Below are 19,290 nucleotides of genomic sequence, written 5' to 3'. Positions count from 1 at the left end.
ATCGTGAAGATCAGTCCCAGAAGCCGCGGGACCAACACGGCGCGCGGCAGGGAACGGGTTTTGGTCGGTGCCGATGTCCCGGCGGCGCGTGCGGTCAGCGTGTTGATGCTGCTGTGCCTTCTGGTTTGGTTGGTGGTGCTGGTCGCACGCGAATATCTCGGCTACGAACGTGTTGCCCCGGGCCGGTTCGGCTGGTCGGTGGCGCTGCTGGGCGCGGCCGCCTTGATCGCGCGCGGCATTTTTCTCGGCCGTCCGGTGACCACCGCGCATGCGATATACGCGGCTGCCGCGGTGGGTGCCGGGCTGGGCGCGCACTTCCTGTCCTGGGCGGTGCTGGGCAATGTTCTGATTGCCGGCAGTGGGCTCGCGTTGATGTCACCCACCACGGCCCGGCCGCAGCCGGAGCTGCTGGACCAGGTGTGGGCGCTGGTCAACGCCACGCGGAGGGATCCCTTGGCACCCTTCGCCATGCACTCGAGCAAGAGCTATCACTTCAACACCGAAGGGACCGCGGCGATCGCTTTCCGCACGCGGCTCGGGTTCGCCGTCGTCAGCGGCGACCCGATCGGCGACGTGACGCAATTCGACGATCTGGTGGCCGATTTCGTCCGCATGTGCCGCAGCCGCGGATGGCAGGTCATCGTATTGGCCGCCGGCGAACGCCACCTTCGGTTGTGGTGCAGGGACACGGTGGGGCAGCCGATGCTGTCGGTGCCGATCGGCCGCGATGTCGTCGTGGATATCCGCCATTTCACCCTGCGGGGGCGCCGCTTTCGCAACCTGCGCCAAGCGGTGCAGCGCACACACAACGGCGGTGTCACGACCGAGATCGTCGACGAACAACAACTCAGCGGCGCGATGCTGGCCGAGCTGACCGAGGTGTTGTACGCCGCTCACCGCGCGGCACGCACCGACCGCGGGTTTTGCATGAACCTCGACGGTGCGCTGCAGGGCCGCTTCCCCGGTGTCGCGTTGGCCATCGCCCGGGACGGGTGCGGGCGGGCGGTCGCGTTCCACCGATACTTAACCGCCGGCGGGGGAACGGAAGTCAGCCTCGACGTGCCGTTCCGCCGCCCGGACGCGCCCAACGGCGTCGACGAGCGGCTCAGCGTCGACATGATCGCTCATACGCAAAGCACTGGCGGACAGCGCCTTTCGCTCGCCTTCGCGGCGTTTCCGGAAATCTTCGAAGCCGCTCGACCGGGCCCGCTGCAGCGGATCGCGCTTTGGCTGATCCACTTGCTGGACCCACTGATCCGGCTGGAGTCCTTGTATCGCTACCTCCGCAAGTTCCACGCGCTGTCCGAGCGACGCTACGTGGTGTTGTGCGCCCACCATATTCCGGCTGCGCTGATGGTGTTGCTGTCGCTGGAGTTCGTACCGCGCCCGCGCCGGATGAGGTCAGGGTAGCCGCAGGGTCACTCCACCGGCCCACCGAAACGGAACCGGCGGCCGGTGACAACCTCGGGGATGATCCGCACGTAGTGCGACTTCTCCGACGTGGTCCAGGGCAGTACCTGGGCGCGCTCGGCTTCCTCGATTTCCTCGTTGGAGCGAAGAGAGCGCGCGGTACCCTTGATGATCACGCTCCACCCCTCGGCGACATTGTGGTCGTCCACCTCGAACAGCACCCGGTTGTTTATCGCGGTGCTGACCAGCTTGGTGCCCTCCGCGGTGCGAAACAGCACAGTGTGGCGCTGCACGACGTAGTTGACCGGGAAGATCTCGGGCTGACCACCAACGCTGGTGACCAGGCGCCCCAGTGTCACGCCCGCCAGGAGATCCCAGCATTGGTTCACCGGCAGGATGGAAACCCCATCATCGATCAGTGACATCAGTCGTCCCCTTCGTCAGCAGCACTACACACTCGATGGTATTGCGCAGGCCGGCCAGGGGCGTCGGCCGAAAGTCCCGCGGGACGGTGACCAAAGGTGTTACCCACTTCGCCATACCGCCGCGCAACGTCTAGCGGATCTGCAGCACATCGCCCAACCGACGCCGCGGAGTTGCCGGCGGAAGTTGCTCCATCGGCGGCGCGATCCCCACGCGGATCAACACTTGCGGCTCGCCGCGCCGGCCGACGAGTTCCCGCACGATGTCACGGCTCTCGTCGAGTTCGATCAGATGGGTGAGCGGACAGGTCGCCATGCCCGCCATCGTGCACTCCAGCAACACCGTCGACAACACTTCGCCGCACAGCAACACGTCGGACCTGGTGTCCTCGGGGGTCGACAGCACAAGGATTTTCGCCCAATCCGCTTTGACCTCACCGCGCCGGTCCGCGTGGCTCCTGATCGGGAAGCTGCGGGCCACGTCGACCCGCCAGCTCTCCTTGTCGGAGGCCAGCGCGCTTGGCGGCATCCCCTCGGCCAACACGAAGGAGGAAGTCCACCAGTCGAGTTCGGCGTGATAGTACAAGTCGTCGCGGCGGAGCTCCTCGGTGAGTTGCGACGCCTCCACCAGGAGCGGTCGCACCTCGTCGGGCAGAACGTCCAGGGTGACCTGGGTGTCGTCGAAGGTGCCACGCAGTGTGGGTTCGAACATGTCCCAATACGTGGGGCGTCCCAACGGAAGCCGGTCGGCGCGGCGCTGCAGGATGGCCTCGGCGCGGCGGTGCTGGGCTTCGGTCACGTGCTCTAGCGGGCTGAAGGTGACCGAGGCCAGCTGGCCGGGGTCATTGGAGTCGGGAAACCGCTCCACTTTCGGTTCCCAGCCCGCCGCGGTCATGGCGACGCAAAGGTGGTTCAGAACGGCGCCACAGGACAGGATCACTTCTCGGCCGGAATAATCGGTGGCCGGTATCGCCCGGTGACGGTCGACGAACAGGCGCAGGGCGCCGGCCTCGGTCACCCAGCGCCACGGCTGGCTGTTGTGCACCGAGGGAGCGCGGCAGGCGAGCAGCACCGCCCGTTGGATCACGTCGATGTCCGGCCTCTCAGCCATCATGCCGACCCCCTGTGCGCTTCGCGGCTCAGACTTTGGACGCGTTCTTCTCCACGTAACCGACCACGTCGGCCAGTGTCCGCAGCGATGCGTAATCCGACTCCGGGATATCGACATGCAGCCGCTTGTGAATCCCACGCAGAAAGCTCAGCCAGTCCATGGAATCCAGATCGACCTGGTCGCGCAGCAGGACGTCGTCGCGAATCTCGTCGGGTTCGATCTCGGGGGCGATGGTCGTCAGCACCGACAAGACGACGGCGCGAGTGTCTTCATTGGTCATTGCGCATCACTTTTCTAGTAGGTCGGGCTGCTGGAGCAGCTCGTTGATCGCGGCGAGGAATAGCGCGCCCCGGTGTCCGTCGCTGGCGCGGTGGTCGGCGGCGAGCGTTGCCTGGACCGTTGTGACGACCCGGATCCCGCCGTCGATGACGCAGACCCGCTCGGCCGGCTGGCCAAAACCGACGATCGCGACCTGCGGCGGATAGATGACGCCGAAGACCGCATCGACGCCCTGGTCGCCGAGGTTGGTGACCGTGATGGTCGGGTCCGACATCTCCGAACTCCGCATCGAGAAGGTACGCGCCCGCCCCACCAGATCGGTGAGGTCGTCCATGAGTTCGTCCAGCTTCTTCTCCGGCACGTCGTGAATGGCCGGCGCGACCAGGCCGCCCCCGCGCAGCGATATCCCGACACCGACATGAACCCCCGCCGCGGGCTCGAACCCGTCTTCCCGCCAGAATCCGTTGAACTCACCGAACCGCTGCGCGGCGACGCCGACGGCCTTCAAGAGCAAGACGGCCGGCAGGACCCGTTCGTCGATGGATCGCTGCGCATTTCTCGTCGTCAGCCAGGACAGCGACTTTTCCAGCATGATTTCTTCGGCGAGGTAGTAGTGCGGGATCTCCCGCTTCGACCGGCTCATCGCGGCGGCGATCGACTTTCGCATCTGTGTGGCGCGGTCGGCCGCCGTCGGCTTGGCCGCCGGTTGCGCGACCGGTTGCGCGACCGCGACCGGCTTGGCCGCGGCCGCGTGCTCGACGTCGTTGATGGTGACGGCGCCCTGCGGTCCGGTGCCGCTCACCGACTCGATGTCGACGCCCAGCGACTGGGCCAACCGCCGTGCGGCCGGAGACACCCAGCGGCGCCGCCCGGGGGCGGTCGGGGGAGCGGTGGGCGCCGACGGTGCAGTCGGCGTCGGCGGCGGCGGCGCCGTCGCCGGCTTGGTGGCCGCCTTGGTCGACGGCCGTGGCGTCGGGCGCTTCTCCGCCTGCTCGCCGGGTGCCGTCAGCGTGGCCAACGTCGTTCCCACCTGGACGGTTTCACCGACGGGCACGACGAGCTCGTTGACGGTGCCTTCCTGCCAGCATTCGACTTCGACGGCGGCCTTGGTGGTCTCGACGATCGCCACGACCTGGCCGCGAGTCACCGTGTCCCCGGGCTTGACCAGCCACTCGTTCAGGGTGCCTTCATCCATGTCCGAGCCGAGCGAGGGCATCTTGAATTCGATCACGACGGGTTCCCGAAAAGGCTCTGCACGGCGGTGACGATCTTGGCGGTTTGAGGTAGGGCGGCCTCTTCCAGGTGCTTGGCGTAAGGCATGGGCACCTCGGTGCTGCACACCCGGGCCACCGGCGCGTCGAGGTCGTAGAAGGCGCCCTCCATCACGCGTGCGGTGATTTCCGCGGCCAGGCTCCCGGTGCGCCACGCCTCGTCGACCACCACCGCTCGATGTGTCTTGCGGACGGAGTCGAGGATGGTCTCGTCGTCAAGTGGCCGCAACACCCGCAAATCGACTACCTCGCAGTCGATTCCGGCCAGCGACAGCTCGTTGGCGGCGTCGAGCGTCTTCGGCAGGCTACCGCCGTAGGTGATCAAGGTGACGTCGCTGCCGCTGCGGCGGACCGCCGCCCGCGAGATGTCCGTCGGGGCGAGAACATCGACATCCGTTGAGGTGTTGTAGAGCTGAACGTGCTCGAAGATCACCACCGGGTCCGGGTCCGCCAGGGCCGGTGCCAGCATGCCGTACGCGTCCTCGACGGTGGCCGGAGCCACCACCTTGATGCCCGGGATGTGGGCATACCAGGGCTCGAGGCTGTGCGAATGCTGCGCGGCGAGCTGGCGCCCGGCACCCGTGGCCATGCGGACGACGATCGGCACCGAGAATTGCCCACCCGACATATGACGAAGGGCCGCAGCGGTATTGACGATCTGGTCGAGTGCCAGCAGGCTGAAGTTGACCGTCATGACTTCCACGATCGGGCGCAGGCCGTTGAGCGCCGCGCCGATCCCGATGCCGACGAAGCCCAATTCCGACAGCGGCGTATCCCGCACGCGGTCCGGCCCGAAGTCGTCCAACAGGCCCTTGGAGGCGGCGTACGTTCCCCCATACCGTCCGACATCCTCACCCATCAGCACCACCCGCGGGTCGTCGCGCAGGGCGTCGCGCAGCGCATCGTGCACGGCGGTCCGGTAGCTGGTCTTCATCGCGCCGCCTCCGGAGTCAGCACGTCGCGTTCGAGATCCGCAACGTCCTCCCACGTTCCGGCCTCGGCGAACGCCACCGCCTCCTCGATCTCGGTGGCCGCCGCAGCTTCGATCTCATGCACGTCGGCGTCGGACAGCGTGCCGTCGCCCAAGCACTTCTCGGTGAATGCCTGGATCGGGTCACGCTCGCGCCACCGCTCGACCTCGGCCTTGTCCCGGTACAGTTCCGGGTCGAACATCGAATGTGCCCGGAACCGGTAGGTGCGGAACTCGATGAAGAACGGGCCGCCGGTGTCGCGGACGTGATCGACACCCTGCTGTGCGGCCGCGTGGCACGCCTCGACATCCATCCCGTCGACGGCCAGCGTGGGAACGCGATAGGCGGCCGCCTTGACGGTGAGGTCGGTCTGCGACTGGGCCCGGTCCAGTGCGGTGCCCATCGCGTAAAGGTTGTTCTCGCAACAGAACAACACCGGCAGGTTCCACAGCGCGGCCATGTTCAACGACTCGTGAAACGCGCCTTCGGCCACCGCGCCGTCGCCGAAGTAGCAGGCGGTCACCCGCTTCTGCTGCAGCATGGCGTCGGCCAGCGCGATGCCCACCGCGAGCGGCAGCCCGCCGGCCACGATCGCGTTACCCCCATAGAACCGCTTGACCGCGTCGAACAGGTGCATCGAACCGCCGCGGCCGCGCGAGCAGCCCTCCTGCTTGCCGAACATCTCGGCCATGATCGAGGGCATCGGGATGCCGCGCAGCAGCGCGTGCGCGTGCTCGCGATAGGTCGCGACCACCGCGTCGTCGTCGGCCAGCGCGCGCAGCGACCCGGCGGCCACAGCCTCCTCACCGACGTAGAGGTGCAGGAATCCGCGAATCTTGGCCGCGCTGTACAGTTCCGCGCATTTTTCCTCCATCCGCCGAACGCGGACCATGTCGGACAACAGTTCATGGGCCAGCTTCGTATCGGTCATGACGGCACCCCTTCGGCGTGATGAATCGCTTGCTGCTGCTCGATGGTGGAGGTATCCCCTTCGGGCAAGCCGAGTTCGCGGGCCTTCAGCAGGCGCCGCATGATTTTGCCGCTGCTCGTGTGGGGCAGCGAGTCGACGAACTCGATCTCCTTGGGCGCCACGGTGGCCCCCAGCCGCTTGCGGGCGTGGCCCAGCAGTTCCAGCCGCAGGTCTTCGTCGGCCACGACACCGTTCTTCAGCGTGACAAAGGCTTTGACCATCTCGCCGACCGTCGGATCGGGTATGCCGATGACGGCCGCCTCGGCGACCGCCGGGTGATCGGTCAGCGCGCTTTCGACTTCGAACGGCCCGATCAGATGCCCCGCGGACTTGATCACGTCGTCCTTGCGCCCGACGAACCAGAAGTAGCCGTCGGCATCCTTTTTCGCGAGATCGCCACTCAGGTACAGGCCGTCCGCGAAGGAGTTTCGGTATCGCTCTTCGGCGTTCAGATAGCCGCGGAACATCGACGGCCAGCCGGGCTTGAGCGCGAGCTCGCCCTCGACGCCGGGTTCGTCGATCACCTCAGGGGTGCCATCGTCGTTGTGGTGCACGATGAATGCGTCCACCCCGGGCAGCGGGCGGCCCATCGAGCCGGGCTTGATGTCGAACGCGGGTGTGTTGGCGATCATGATGCCGCCCGTCTCGGTCTGCCACCAGTTGTCGTGAATCGGCAAGCCCAGCACCCGCTTTCCCCACCAGACCGCTTCCGGGTTGAGCGGTTCGCCGACGCTGGCGATGAAGCGCAGCCGCGGAAAGTGGTATTGCGCGGGTAGTTCCGGTCCCGCCTTGATGAGCATCCGGATGGCGGTCGGTGCGGTGTACCACACCGAGACGCCCTGGTCCTGCAGGATGCGGTACCAGCGTTCGGCGTCGAAGTCCGCTTCGTCGACGATGGAGGTAACCCCGTGCAGCAGGGGGCTGATGATGCCGTAGGACGTGCCCGTCACCCAGCCCGGATCGGCTGTGCACCAATAGGTGTCGTCGGCGTGCAGGTCCAGCGCGTACAAGCCGGTGACGTAGTGCATCGCGACGGCGCCGTGCACGTGGATGGCGCCTTTGGGCGTACCGGTGGTCCCGCTGGTGAAGTGCAGTAAGGCCGGGTCATCGGCGGTGGTGGGCTCGATCGGCGGGTTCTCGTCGGCCGCGTCCACCCACTGCCAGAAGTCGAGCGTTCCCGGCGGCGCGCCGTCGGCCTGGCCGTCATCGACGACGAAGATGTGCCGCACCGACGGCAGTCGATCGCGGATCTTGGCGATCTTGCGCTGATAGATCGCCCTGGTGGTCACCAGTACGTCGGCTTGCCCGATGTTGACTCGCGTGGCAATCGGCTCGGGCCCGAAGGCCGAGAACAAGGGCGAGACGACGCTGCCGTTGCGCAGCGCGCCCAGCATCGCGATGTAGAGCTCAGAGGTGCGGCTCATGAGCGTGAACACGCGATCGCCCTTATTGATGCCCAACGAACGCAGCGCGCCGGAGAACCGCCTGGACAGCCGGCCTAGCTCCGCATAACTGAGGTCGTGGGTGGTGATCACGCCGTCCACGGGCCTATCGGTGACGAACCGCAAGGCCGTGCGCTTCGCGGCGGGACCCTCCCTGTGGCGATCAACTGCGGCGTAGGCGATGTTGCACAGGCCGGGCCCCATACCTTCGCACAAATCCGGTATGTCGGACCAGCGGAACCGGGCGCGCTCGCGCTCGTAGTCCGTCAGGTTGGGCTGAACACGAGAGTCAGCGGCTGTTTTGTGGATGACATCCATCAGGGTTTCCTAGGTTGGCGTGGTCGTCTTCATCGTTTGTCGCGCGGCGACGCCGCAATAGAGACAAAGGTCATCAGTCGCCCCGGCCGCGCGGCGGGCCCAATGACCTGAGCCTGGGGACCAAGGACCCTGGCGCGCGATGCCCGCATGCCTGAGGGTCCGAGTGAGACAGGAGAGGCGACGAGCAATGACCCCAACGATGGTCGACACCAAAGTGCTCACCAAGGCGGTGGAGCTCGCCTGCCGGGCACCCTCGCTGCACAACAGCCAGCCATGGCGATGGGTCGCCGGCGGCCCGACAGTCGATCTCTTCGCCGACCCGCACCGCATGGTGCCCTCGGCCGACAGCTCGGGCCGCGAGTCGATCATCAGCTGCGGCGCGGTGCTCGATCACTTCCGGGTCGCGATGGCCGCCGACGGGTGGGAGAGCAACGTCGACGAGTTTCCCAACCCCAACAACCTCGACCACCTGGCCTCGATCGACTTCGTTTCCGCCCACTACGTCGCCGTCGCCCGACGAGACCGCGCCGCGGCGATCCTGCGTCGCAGGACCGACCGGCGCCCGTTCGGTGCACCGAGGGATTGGGCGTCCTTCGAGCCGGTGCTGCGGAGTGCCTTCAACGGTGACGTGGCCACCCTCGACGTGCTCGCCGACAACGCGCTGCCATTGCTGGTGGAGGCCGCTCGCCTCAATGAGGCCTTACGCCGCTACGACGACCTCTACCAGCACGAATTACGTTGGTGGACAGCGCCGGGCCGGCACGACGACGGCATACCCGAAGCCGCGCTGGTGAACGAGACGCAGCCCGGCGCCGTCGACGTGAACCGCCGATTTCCCGCCGAGGGGCACACCCGGCCGAGTTCCGCGGGTCTCCACGATCAAGCAAAGGTCCTTGTCCTGTCCACGCCGGGGGACACCCGCGCGGACGCATTTCGTTGCGGCCAGGCGCTTTCGGCGATTCTGCTGGAGTGCACCATGGCCGGCATGGCGACCTGCACCGTGACGCACGTGACGGAGCTGCAAGCCAGTCGCGACATGATTCGGGAGCTCATATCCGATGCCGAGGCGGTACCCCAGGTCTTGATCCGGGTGGGCACCGCATCCGCGGGCAAGGGCGCTCCCGAACCGACGCCGCGGCGGCCCATACGCGAGGTCTTGGAGATGCGCCGGTAGTGCGAGTCCGGTTGCGCCTCAATATCTTCGAAGGGAGACGATAGTGAATGCCCATGCAGGGGACTGGCTCGTCATCAAGAGCGCCACGATCGGGCGTCCGGATCTGCGCGGGTTGATCACCTCGGTGCGTTCGCCGGATGGTGAACCGCCCTACCGGGTTCGGTGGCTGGCCACCGGGGAGGAGGCGACCGTGTTCCCCGGCCCCGACGCGATAGTCGTCACCGCCGCGGAACAGAAGGCCGCCGACGAGCGAGCACGGTCGCGATTTGCCGCGATGCAAGCCGCCATACGGGACCACGTCCGAGGCGGGTAACCAGAAGATGCCTTCTACCACCGACGGATGCCCATCATTGACGGACGCCGACGTCGATGAGCTCGCGTTCGAGTTCCTGCACTCGCCCTATGCCGGCGACACCTATGTCGACTGGCGCCTGGACCAGCGCCTCGATGGCTTTCTCCGCCACCGCGGATTGGTCCGTCTTACCGAAGACGGCGACGCCTACGGCCTGATCCTCAACCGGGTCATGGCTTATATCGGCGAGTTGCGTCGGAGGCGCTGAGCCGACGAACGACCCGCAAGCCTGGGACTTCGGTCCCTACCGCCGATTTCGCCGGGGTGGTCGGATGAACTCCTAGAGGTAAGTCTGAGGCTAAGGAGATTGCCATGACTATCCTTCCCGTTCGGCGGCCGAGGTCGCTCTTTCCCGAGTTCTCCGACCTGTTCGCCGGCTTCCCCGCCCTGACCGGACTTCGGCCCGTTTTCGATACCCGCATGATGCGGCTCGAAGACGAGATGAAGGAGGGCCGCTACGTGGTGCGCGCGGAAATCCCCGGCGTCGACCCCGCAAAGAACCTCGACGTCACCGTGCGCGACGGACAGCTCACCATCAAGGCCGAGCGCAGCGAGAAGAAAGACTTCGACGGGCGCTCCGAATTCTCCTACGGCTCGTTCATTCGGACCGTGGCGTTGCCGGCGGGCGCCGACGAAGAAAACATCGAAGCTAATTACGACAAAGGCATCCTCACCGTGTCGGTGGCGGTTTCGGAGGCGAAGCCGGCCGAGCGGCACGTCCAGGTGCAGTCGAACGGAAAGTGACCGTGGTGTGTGATGACCAGAGCAGCTGACGCTACCCGCCGCTCGCCGCGGCGCGTGTTCCGCGACCGCGCCGAGGCAGGCCGGGTGCTGGCGAACCTCCTCGGCGCCTACCGCGACAGGCACGACGTCATCGTGCTGGGCCTGGCGCGGGGCGGCATACCCGTGGCGTGGGAGGTCGCGGCGGCGCTGCATGCCCCGTTGGATGCCTTCGTCGTGCGCAAGCTCGGCGCCCCCGGCCACGAGGAGTTCGCCGTTGGAGCATTGGCGAGTGGGGGCCGCGTCGTGGTCAACGACGACGTCGTGCGGGGTCTGCGGATCACCCCGCAGGAATTGCGCGCCGTCGCCGAGCGGGAAGGCCGGGAACTGATTCGGCGCGAGGCCGCCTATCGCGACGGGCGTCCACCCGTGGATGTGGCCGGCAAGACGGTCATCCTTGTTGACGACGGATTAGCCACCGGCGCAAGCATGTTCGCGGCGGTGCAGGCGCTACAGGAAGCCGAGCCCGCACACATCGTCATCGCCGTGCCGGCGGCCCCCGAGTCCACGTGCCGGGAATTCGCCGGGCAGGTCGACGATGTCGTGTGCGCGAGCATGCCCACCCCGTTTCTCGCGGTCGGGGAGTCGTTCTGGGATTTCCGGCAAGTCACCGACGAAGAGGTTCGCCGGCTGCTCGCCACGCCGACGACCGAGGCGCCGCGGAGGGCCGCGGCGCGGACGCCGGCCGAGCTGATCAGAGAGGTGGCCATCGACGCACCGGCGGGTGTCCCGCCGCGTGAGACGCTGGAGGAGCTGATCGGTGACGCGCGCATCGTGCTGATCGGCGAAAGCTCGCATGGCACACACGAGTTCTACGAGGCCCGGTCCGAAATCACGAAGTGGCTGATCGAGGAGAAGGGTTTCTGTGCCGTCGCGGCGGAGGCGGATTGGCCCGACGCCTACCGGGTGAATCGCTACGTTCGCGGCATCGGCGAGGACACGAGCGCCGACGAGGCGTTGAGCGGATTCGAGCGTTTTCCCGCCTGGATGTGGCGCAACACCGTCGTTCGTGACTTCGTCGACTGGCTGCGCATCCGAAACCGGCTGCACGAGAACAACGGCCAGCGGCAGGCCGGCTTCTACGGCCTGGACCTGTACAGCCTGCATCGGTCGATGCACGAAGTGATCAGCTACCTCGATAAAATGGACCCGAAGGCGGCGGCGCGGGCGCGGGAACGTTATGCCTGCTTCGACCACACCTCGGCGGACGACGGTCAGGCGTACGGCTTCTCGGCGGCCTTCGGCGCCGGGCCATCGTGCGAAAAGGAAGCGATCGATCAACTTATCGACATGCAGCGCAACGAACTGGCCTATGCGCGAAGGGATGGGCTGCTCGCCGAGGACGAATTGTTCTACGCCCACCAGAACGCCCAGACGGTGCACAACGCGGAGGTTTACTACCGGGCAATGTTCAGCGGGCGAGTCACCTCGTGGAACCTGCGGGACAAGCACATGGCGCAGACGCTCGAGGCACTGCTGAAGCACCTGGACCGCCACCACGATGTCCCTTCGGCGCGAATTGTCGTGTGGGCCCACAACTCCCACGTCGGCGACGCGCGCGCCACCGAGGTGTGGGCCGATGGACAACTCACGCTCGGTCAACTGGTCCGGCAGCGACACGGCGATGAATCACGTCTGATCGGCTTCAGCACGTACACGGGCACTGTCACCGCCGCCAGCGACTGGGGTGGCATCGCCGAACGGAAGGTCGTCCGCCCGGCGCTCAACGGAAGCATCGAAGAACTCCTGCATGAGACGGGCAGGAGCGAGTTTTTGGTGTCGCCGCACATCGGCTCGGGGGCCGCCGAGCCGCTCAGCGCGGTCCGGTTGGGGCGTGCCATCGGCGTGATCTACCGGCCAGAGACCGAACGGCAGAGTCACTACTTCCACGTCCGGCCGGCCGACCAGTTCGACGCGATGATCCACATCGACAGGACCCGGGCGCTCGAACCCCTCGAGGTCACCAGCCTGTGGATCGCGGGCGAAACGCCGGAAACGTACCCGAGCGGCCTTTAACCGATACGGAGTCGACGGAAAGATGGAGACGCCAGCCGCGACGGGCCGAGCGCAGATTGTGACGTTGACCATGAACCCGGCGCTCGACATCACGACAAGTGTCGGTGTCGTACGGCCAACCGACAAATTGCGCTGCTCCGCGACTCGTTACGACCCGGGCGGAGGAGGCATCAACGTCGCCCGGATCGCGCGGGTACTGGGCGCCTCGGTGCTGGCGGTGTTTCCTGCGGGCGGCTCACACGGCGGTCTCGTCACGAGCCTGCTCAGCGACGCGGAAGTGCCGTTCGTGCGGATTCCGATCGAAGCGCAAACGCGTGAGAGCTTCACGGTCAACGAGACCAGTACCGGCCAGCAATACCGGTTCGTTCTGCCGGGCCCGCAGCTGACCGTCCCAGAGCAGGAGCAATGCCTCGACCAACTGCGGGTCGCGGCGGAAACGGCCGGATTCGTTGTGGCGAGCGGCAGCCTGCCACCGGGTGTCCCGGCCGACTACTACCAGCGGGTTGCCGACATCTGCCAACAGCTGGGCGTGCCGCTCATTCTGGATACGTCCGGCGGCGGCTTGCAGCACATCTCCTCGGGTGTCTTCCTCCTCAAGGCGAGCGTGCGGGAACTAAGAGAATGCGTCGGCCGCCGTCTCGCCACGGAGCCCGAGCAATTCGCCGCTGCCCACGAGCTGATCGATCGTGGTCGCGCACAAGTTGTGGTGGCGTCCTTGGGTCCTTACGGTGCGCTGCTGGCGACACGCCATACCAGCCAGCGGTTCTCGGCGGTACCGATGCGAAGCGGGAGCGGCGTCGGGGCGGGCGACGCGATGGTTGCCGCAATCACGGTCGCTCTCAGCCGCGGATGGCCGCTGGCGAAGTCCGTGCGTTTGGGAATCGCCGCCGGCTCGGCGAAGCTGATGACACCCGGCACGGCCGTCTGCGAGCGCGCGGATGTGGAGAGATTGTTCGATCTTGTCGCCGAACCCTTGGACGTGTGACCTTAGGACAAACGGCATCCCGGCTAAGGCCTAACGACCCCTCCGCCAACGGAATGGGCGCAATAACCTGACAGGCAGCGATGAAAATCAGTCAGGAGCCGACATGACGGAGCTGGACGCGAAGTCGGTGGTCGCGGGTATCAACGGCTCGCAAGCCGCGGTGAACGCCGCCAAATGGGCGGTCGACGAAGCGGTGAGTCGGCAGCTGCCCCTTCGCCTCGTCTATGTCATCATCGGCCGAGGGGCGCGAGGCGGGTCCGAGTGGAAGCTGGAGCGCGCCGAAATGGCTCTGTCGCAAGCGGAATGCGCCGTGCAGAGGGCAGAGAAGCCGGTCGAAGTGGAGACGGCCATCCTCTCGGGAGATCCTGCGCAGGTGCTCGTCGGCCAATCGCAGGACGCGGCCCTGGTATGCGTCGGCACCGCCAGGCGGGGATGGGCCGCCGACGGCCTGTTGGGCCCGACCGCGGCGGGCCTGGTGGCGCACGCGCACTGTCCGGTCGCGATCATCCGCACCAATCCCGACGGATCGCCGACGGAGCTTGGTGTGATCGCCGTGGTGCTCAACGATGAGCCGGACAACGACGAGGTGGTGCACCACGCCATGGAGGAAGGGCGGCGCCGCCACGTCACCGTGCGGCAGATCGACCGGCGACTGAACAGCTGGGTTCGCCGCTATCCCGATGTCCACGTTCAGACCGTCGCCGCGGGGACCGGCGCGAAGCCCAGCGGAAAGCCCGGCGGCACAATCGAACTGGCGGTGGTGGGCAGTGCCGATGCCGACGAGATGGCTGGGCTGGCTACCCCGAACTGCCATCCGATCGTCGGCTACCCCGACTGCTCGGTGCTTGTGGTCCGTCACTGAGACCGATGACACAGCCGGCCAGAACCAAGTCGATCGTCGCAGGTATCGATGGTTCCAAGGCGGCGATACGCGCGGCCCTGTGGGCGGTCGACGAGGCGATGAGCCGTGACGTTCCGCTGCGTCTCCTGCACGCGACCGAGCGCGGGGACAGCCAAGAAGCCGCGGAAATAGCGGTTCGCCAGGCGGTGACGGCGATCCGGGCAGCGGGCAAGCCGGTGCAGGTCGAGACGGTGATCGTTGCCGGACCCGCGGTCGGGTCGCTGATTCGCTCGTCGGCATCGGCGGCCATGGTCTGCGTGGGAGCCGTGGGGCTACGCCACTTTCAACCGGGTCGGGTTGGGTCCACCGCCTCGGCCGTGGCCATATCGGCGCGCTGCCCGGTGGCGATCATCCGTGGCCGCGACGGTCACCGCCGGCAGCCCGGAGAAAAAACGGTCGTCGAGATAGCCGGATCCCCTGACCCAGTACTGCTGGGCGCCGCGATCGACGAGGCCCTGCTGCGTGGCGCGGTCCTCCAGGCGGTCATCTCGCGGCGAACCGGGCCGGCCGAGCACGGTGATACCGAGGCCGATCGCCGGGCGCTCGCCGACCTGGATCGCCAGCTGGCCCGGTGGACGCGACGCCATCCGCAGCTGCGGGTCGAATCGGTTGCGGTACACGTCCGCCTGCTGGAATACCTGGCCGGCCCGCACGGGCCGGTGGGCTTGGTGATCGTCGGTGCCCACGATCGTCAGCATGTGGCCGAACTGGTGGGACCGGTCGGCAGTTCGGTGATGCAGGACGCCAACTGTTCGCTGTTGATCGTGAATCGGCAACATTTGTGAGCTTGGGGGATGATGGGTGTGTGATATTGAGGTCATATGACCAGCGGAAGGGCTCGTAATGGTTAAGGTTTTCCTGGTCGATGACCATGAAGTCGTCCGGCGCGGTCTCGCCGACCTCCTGGCATCGGACCCCGAGCTGGAAATCGTCGGCGAGGCGGGCTCCGTCTCCGAGGCCAAAGCACGGATTCCGGCGCTGCAACCCGACGTCGCCGTGCTTGACGTGCGGCTTCCGGACGGCAACGGCATCGAGCTGTGCCGCGACCTGGTGTCCGATCATCCCGACCTGCGCTGCCTGATGCTGACGTCGTTCACCTCCGACGAAGCAATGCTCGAGGCGATTCTGGCCGGCGCCAGCGGCTACGTGGTCAAGGACATCAAGGGTATGGAGCTGGCACACGCCATCAAGGAGGTGGGCGCCGGCAAATCACTGCTGGATAACCGGGCGGCAGCCGTGCTGATGGCGAAGCTCCGCGGCGCGGCGGAGCGCGAAGACCCGCTGTCCGGACTGACCGAACAGGAGCGAACACTCCTGGGCCTGCTCAGTGAGGGCCTGACCAACAGGCAGATCGCCGCGCGGATGTTCCTCGCCGAGAAGACGGTGAAGAATTACGTGTCGCGGTTGCTCGCCAAACTCGGTATGGAGCGCCGCACCCAGGCGGCGGTATTTGCGTCGAAGTTGGATCAACAGTCCCACCACTCGACCGCCCCGATGGATGCGCCAACCGACTAGCCGGCGTGCGCAAGATGTAACGCCCTCGACTAGTACGTTTCGCTTGGGCGCTTGACAATTTGCGATTAGGCTAATTTTGCTATCTGCATCGCGCGGTGACTGAACTGTCCGGAGGGTCTATCGGGTGAAGAGCGACGAGAGCGGCTCGGCATTCGCCGGACTTGGCCAGCGTGGGTTGGTCGGCAGGATGCATGAACAACTCGACGAGTTGCTGGCGGCCCGCGACCAAATGGAGCAATTGCTCCGGGTCATCGTCGAGATCGGCGCGGGGCTCGATCTCGACGCAACGCTGCACCGGATCATCTCGGCGGCCAGAAAATTGGCGTCCGCCCCCTACGGCGCCCTGGCCGTCCGTGATCCCGACGGCAACTTGTTGTCCTTTGTCCACGAGGGAATGGACGCCGACACGGTGTCCCGGATCGGCCACCTGCCGTTCGGCAAGGGGCTGCTGAGCCTGTCGCTGCTGGACACGCCGGCCTTGCGGATGGACGACCTGACCGCCCACCCGGCCGCTGTCGGGTTCCCCGAGCACCACCCCCCGATGCGCGCCTTCCTCGCGGTGCCGATCACCATACGTGGCATCGTGTTCGGCAACCTCTACCTCACCCACGTCGATCCGAAGCGGGTGTTCTCCGAGTCCGACGAGGTTGCCGCTCGGGCGCTGGCGTTCGCCGCCGCGGTCGCCATCGACAACGCACAGCTGTTCGAACGCGAGCGGACCTCCGCGAAGTGGATGGAGGCCAGCCGCGAAATCACGACCGCGCTGCTATCCAGCGCCGCGCCGCACCGGCGTCCGCTGCAGCTGATCGCCGAAAGCGCCCGTGCCCTGACCGACGCCGAGCAGGCGATCGTCCTGGTGCCCGCCGATCCCGACCTGCCCGATGACGAGGTCGACACGCTGGTGGTCTCGGCGGCGGTCGGAGTGCACGCCGCCGAGGTGGTCGGCCAGCGAGTCCCGGTGGACGTTTCCACCAGCGGCGCCGTTTTCCGCTCCGGCGAACCGCTGATCACCGAGACCTTGCGGTACCCGATTCAGGCATTCACCGATGTCGGGCAGCGGCCGGCCATCCTCATGCCCCTACGTGCCCGGGACGAAGTCGTCGGCGTAATCGCCATCGCCCGTGGCTTCGACCAGCCACCGTTCGACGAAAGCTACCTGGATCTGGTCAGCGATTTCGCCACTCACGCCGCAATGGCGCTCGTGCTCGCGTCGGCTCGTGACGACGCGCGCCAGGTGACCATCCTGGCCGAGCGCGAACGCATCGCGCACGACTTGCACGACCACGTCATCCAGCGGCTTTTCGCCGCCGGCATGGATTTGCAGGGAACGCTCGCACGGGCGCGCTCCCCGGAGGTGTCCGAGCGGCTCAACCGCACGCTGGACGATCTTCAAACCATCATCGAGGAAATTCGCACGACGATCTTCCAGCTGAAATCCCCGTTGGGTAAGAACGGCGACTTTCGGCATCGCATCCAAAAAGTGGTCGCCGATCTGACCGAGGACCGCGACATCGTGACCACCCTGCGCACGCATGGACCGATGACCGCCGTCGGCGGTGAGCTTGCCGACAACGCCGAAGCGGTGACCGCGGAGGCGATCAGCAACGCCCTGCGTCATTCAGGCGCGTCGCGGCTGACCGTCGAGATCAGCGTCGCCGACATGTTCGTCCTCGATATCGTCGACAACGGCTCCGGCATACCCGACGGCAACACGCGTCACAGCGGTCTGGCCAACATGAAGCGCCGCGCCGAACAACTGGGCGGCGCGTGCGAGATCAGCGGCCCATTGGAGGGCGGTACCCGGGTTCACTGGGTCGCTCCGCTCATCGATCAGTAGCGAACGTCCGCAACGGGACCAATAGGAGCGGCCATGGGGTCTAACGGCCCTGCCCAATCGCGACGGCCCGGAATAACGTCGACATCGTGAGTGATCGCTCGGTGGACGTCGCCGCTACGGCTCGGCTGCTTGACGGACGCTTGGTGTCGTTGCGCCCTCTCACCGTCACCGACGCCGAGGCCGTTCTGGCGCTTCATCAACACCTGTCCGACCATGACCGATACTTTCGCTTCTTCACGCTGCAGCTGTCGCCGCTGTACGAGCTCGTCGCCAAGCTCACCGAGCCCGAAGACGGGTTATATGCTCTCGGCGCCTTCGACGCCGATCGGCTGATCGGCGTGGCCCACTACGTCGTCGTCGACGACCCGAAGGTCGCCGAGGTCGCGGTCGTGGTTGCCCACGAAGATCATTCGGTGGGCGTGGGCACGGCCTTGCTCAAGCACCTGGCTCCCATCGCTCGATCTCGCGGGATTGGGCGGTTCATCGCGGACGTCCTCGGCGAGAACCACCTCATGCTCACGGTCTTCTTCGATCTCGGCTGGTCCTGCAGGCCAATCGATTACGGATCGATCCGCCATCTCGAGATCGAGCTACCCCAATTCGACGAGGCGTCGGCGTAGAGGAGCGGAAAATGGCGGAAAACGCGAAAAAGTATGGGGTGCTGGTGTGTGTCGACGGGTCGGCTGTATCCGACGCCGCCGTCGCCTGGGGGACACGTGAGGCCATCATGCGCGATTTGCCCATCACGCTGATGCACGCCGTTCCGCCCGTCGTGGTCGGCTGGCCGGTGGGCCAACTGTATGCGGACATGCCCGAGTGGCAGCACGACAGCGCTCAGCATGTCATCGACCAGGCCCGCAAGACGCTAAGCACCAGCCTGGGCGAGTCCCGACCGCCCGAAATACACACCGAGACGGTGTATTCGGCCATTGTCCCGGCATTGATCGAGGCCTCCAAGAATGCTTGGGTCGTCGTTGCCGGAAGCCAGGGGCTTGGTGCGGTGGGCCGCCTGCTGCTGGGCTCGGTAACCACGGGACTCGTGCACTACGCACACTGCCCGGTCGCGGTCATCCACTCCGATGAAGGGGCAACCCCGGATTCCAGCGCACCCGTGGTGCTGGGCATCGACGGATCCCCCGCGTCGGAAGCGGCGACCGCCCTGGCCTTCGACGAAGCCTCGCGCCGGGGGGTCGGACTGGTGGCGCTGCATGTATGGAGCGACGTGGGAGTGTTCCCCATCCTCGGCATGGACTGGCATGACCGCGAGAAGGAAGCGCAAGAAGTCCTCGCCGAACGCCTGGCCGGCTGGCAAGAACGCTATCCCGACGTGCATGTCGAACGGAAACTGTTCTGCGACAAGCCGTCCGAGTGGCTGCTTAAGGAATCCGAACACGCTCAACTGGTGGTGGTGGGTAGCCGCGGCCGTGGCGGATTCCCCGGGATGTTGCTCGGCTCGGTCAGTTCCGCGGTGGCGCAGTCGGCCCGAGTGCCTGTGCTGGTCGTCCGTTGACGATGAGAATCCATGATTGCAAAGGA

General features: G+C 66.5%; 20 protein-coding genes. 13 read left to right on the top strand and 7 right to left on the bottom strand.

The annotated features are described in order from the left end of the window. Positions 1–3 precede the first annotated feature (3 nt). Complete coding sequence (locus AWC17_RS05400; protein WP_231588567.1) at positions 4–1,410, top strand: bifunctional lysylphosphatidylglycerol flippase/synthetase MprF; 1,407 nt, start codon at positions 4–6, stop codon at positions 1,408–1,410. Between the two features lie 8 nt (positions 1,411–1,418). On the opposite strand, the gene AWC17_RS05395 is transcribed toward AWC17_RS05400, so the two are convergent. The 7 genes from AWC17_RS05395 to acsA form a co-directional block, all read right to left on the bottom strand. Then, positions 1,419–1,835 (bottom strand): pyridoxamine 5'-phosphate oxidase family protein, encoded by a 417-nt coding sequence (locus AWC17_RS05395; protein ID WP_046183858.1) that lies wholly within the window; start codon positions 1,833–1,835, stop codon positions 1,419–1,421. A gap of 130 nt (positions 1,836–1,965) precedes the next feature. Next, positions 1,966–2,946: an Acg family FMN-binding oxidoreductase gene (locus tag AWC17_RS05390; protein WP_046183857.1), complete on the bottom strand. Its 981-nt coding sequence runs from the start codon at positions 2,944–2,946 to the stop codon at positions 1,966–1,968. Between the two features lie 25 nt (positions 2,947–2,971). Then, complete coding sequence (locus AWC17_RS05385; protein WP_046183856.1) at positions 2,972–3,223, bottom strand: acyl carrier protein; 252 nt, start codon at positions 3,221–3,223, stop codon at positions 2,972–2,974. A 6-nt stretch (positions 3,224–3,229) separates the two neighbouring features. Beyond that, on the bottom strand, positions 3,230–4,453 hold the full coding sequence (locus AWC17_RS05380; protein ID WP_047323344.1) for a dihydrolipoamide acetyltransferase family protein: 1,224 nt from the start codon (positions 4,451–4,453) through the stop codon (positions 3,230–3,232). Then, positions 4,450–5,427 (bottom strand): alpha-ketoacid dehydrogenase subunit beta, encoded by a 978-nt coding sequence (locus AWC17_RS05375; RefSeq protein WP_046186008.1) that lies wholly within the window; start codon positions 5,425–5,427, stop codon positions 4,450–4,452. The genes AWC17_RS05380 and AWC17_RS05375 overlap by 4 nt, the downstream gene beginning before the upstream one ends. Then, positions 5,424–6,395, bottom strand: coding sequence for a pyruvate dehydrogenase (acetyl-transferring) E1 component subunit alpha (pdhA, locus tag AWC17_RS05370; RefSeq protein ID WP_046186009.1), 972 nt, complete (start codon positions 6,393–6,395; stop codon positions 5,424–5,426). Before pdhA ends, AWC17_RS05375 begins: the two co-directional genes overlap by 4 nt. Next, complete coding sequence (gene acsA / locus AWC17_RS05365) at positions 6,392–8,194, bottom strand: acetate--CoA ligase (protein ID WP_046186010.1); 1,803 nt, start codon at positions 8,192–8,194, stop codon at positions 6,392–6,394. Before acsA ends, pdhA begins: the two co-directional genes overlap by 4 nt. A gap of 187 nt (positions 8,195–8,381) precedes the next feature. Between acsA and AWC17_RS05360 the strand changes: the two genes are divergently transcribed. The 12 genes from AWC17_RS05360 to AWC17_RS05305 all read left to right on the top strand — a co-directional run bounded on the left by AWC17_RS05360 (position 8,382) and on the right by AWC17_RS05305 (position 19,264). Next, complete coding sequence (locus tag AWC17_RS05360) at positions 8,382–9,368, top strand: Acg family FMN-binding oxidoreductase (RefSeq protein ID WP_046186011.1); 987 nt, start codon at positions 8,382–8,384, stop codon at positions 9,366–9,368. Positions 9,369–9,411: 43 nt separating this feature from the next. After that, positions 9,412–9,681, top strand: coding sequence for a DUF1918 domain-containing protein (locus AWC17_RS05355; protein WP_046186012.1), 270 nt, complete (start codon positions 9,412–9,414; stop codon positions 9,679–9,681). Positions 9,682–9,718: 37 nt separating this feature from the next. Next, positions 9,719–9,928, top strand: coding sequence for a hypothetical protein (locus tag AWC17_RS05350; RefSeq protein ID WP_372517431.1), 210 nt, complete (start codon positions 9,719–9,721; stop codon positions 9,926–9,928). 104 nt (positions 9,929–10,032) lie between these two features. Next, entirely contained in the window at positions 10,033–10,464 is a 432-nt protein-coding gene (locus tag AWC17_RS05345) for an Hsp20/alpha crystallin family protein (protein WP_046186014.1), read from the top strand. Positions 10,465–10,476: 12 nt separating this feature from the next. Beyond that, the gene (locus tag AWC17_RS05340) at positions 10,477–12,516 is read left to right on the top strand and encodes an erythromycin esterase family protein (protein ID WP_141224510.1); all 2,040 of its coding nucleotides are present in this window, start codon (positions 10,477–10,479) and stop codon (positions 12,514–12,516) included. A gap of 22 nt (positions 12,517–12,538) precedes the next feature. After that, entirely contained in the window at positions 12,539–13,501 is a 963-nt protein-coding gene (locus AWC17_RS05335; RefSeq protein ID WP_046184694.1) for a 1-phosphofructokinase family hexose kinase, read from the top strand. Positions 13,502–13,604: 103 nt separating this feature from the next. Further along, the gene (locus tag AWC17_RS05330; RefSeq protein WP_046184695.1) at positions 13,605–14,363 is read left to right on the top strand and encodes a universal stress protein; all 759 of its coding nucleotides are present in this window, start codon (positions 13,605–13,607) and stop codon (positions 14,361–14,363) included. Between the two features lie 5 nt (positions 14,364–14,368). Continuing rightward, positions 14,369–15,187 carry a universal stress protein gene (locus AWC17_RS05325; RefSeq protein WP_046184696.1) on the top strand — a complete coding sequence of 273 codons (819 nt, stop codon included), beginning with the start codon at positions 14,369–14,371 and terminating at the stop codon, positions 15,185–15,187. A gap of 58 nt (positions 15,188–15,245) precedes the next feature. After that, positions 15,246–15,917, top strand: a complete 672-nt coding sequence (locus AWC17_RS05320) for a response regulator (RefSeq protein WP_046184697.1) — start codon at positions 15,246–15,248, stop codon at positions 15,915–15,917. Positions 15,918–16,104: 187 nt separating this feature from the next. Next, positions 16,105–17,754 (top strand): sensor histidine kinase, encoded by a 1,650-nt coding sequence (locus AWC17_RS05315; RefSeq protein WP_197083442.1) that lies wholly within the window; start codon positions 16,105–16,107, stop codon positions 17,752–17,754. Positions 17,755–17,840: 86 nt separating this feature from the next. After that, positions 17,841–18,374: a GNAT family N-acetyltransferase gene (locus tag AWC17_RS05310; RefSeq protein WP_167385547.1), complete on the top strand. Its 534-nt coding sequence runs from the start codon at positions 17,841–17,843 to the stop codon at positions 18,372–18,374. Positions 18,375–18,385: 11 nt separating this feature from the next. Next, positions 18,386–19,264, top strand: a complete 879-nt coding sequence (locus AWC17_RS05305; RefSeq protein WP_046184700.1) for a universal stress protein — start codon at positions 18,386–18,388, stop codon at positions 19,262–19,264. The last annotated feature ends 26 nt before the right edge of the window (positions 19,265–19,290 follow it).

Origin of the sequence: Mycobacterium nebraskense, from assembly GCF_002102255.1 — a bacterium.
Taxonomy (GTDB): domain Bacteria; phylum Actinomycetota; class Actinomycetes; order Mycobacteriales; family Mycobacteriaceae; genus Mycobacterium; species Mycobacterium nebraskense.
The sequence above is the reverse complement of the archived record's forward strand: the minus strand, read 5'-3'. Positions and strand labels throughout refer to the sequence as shown.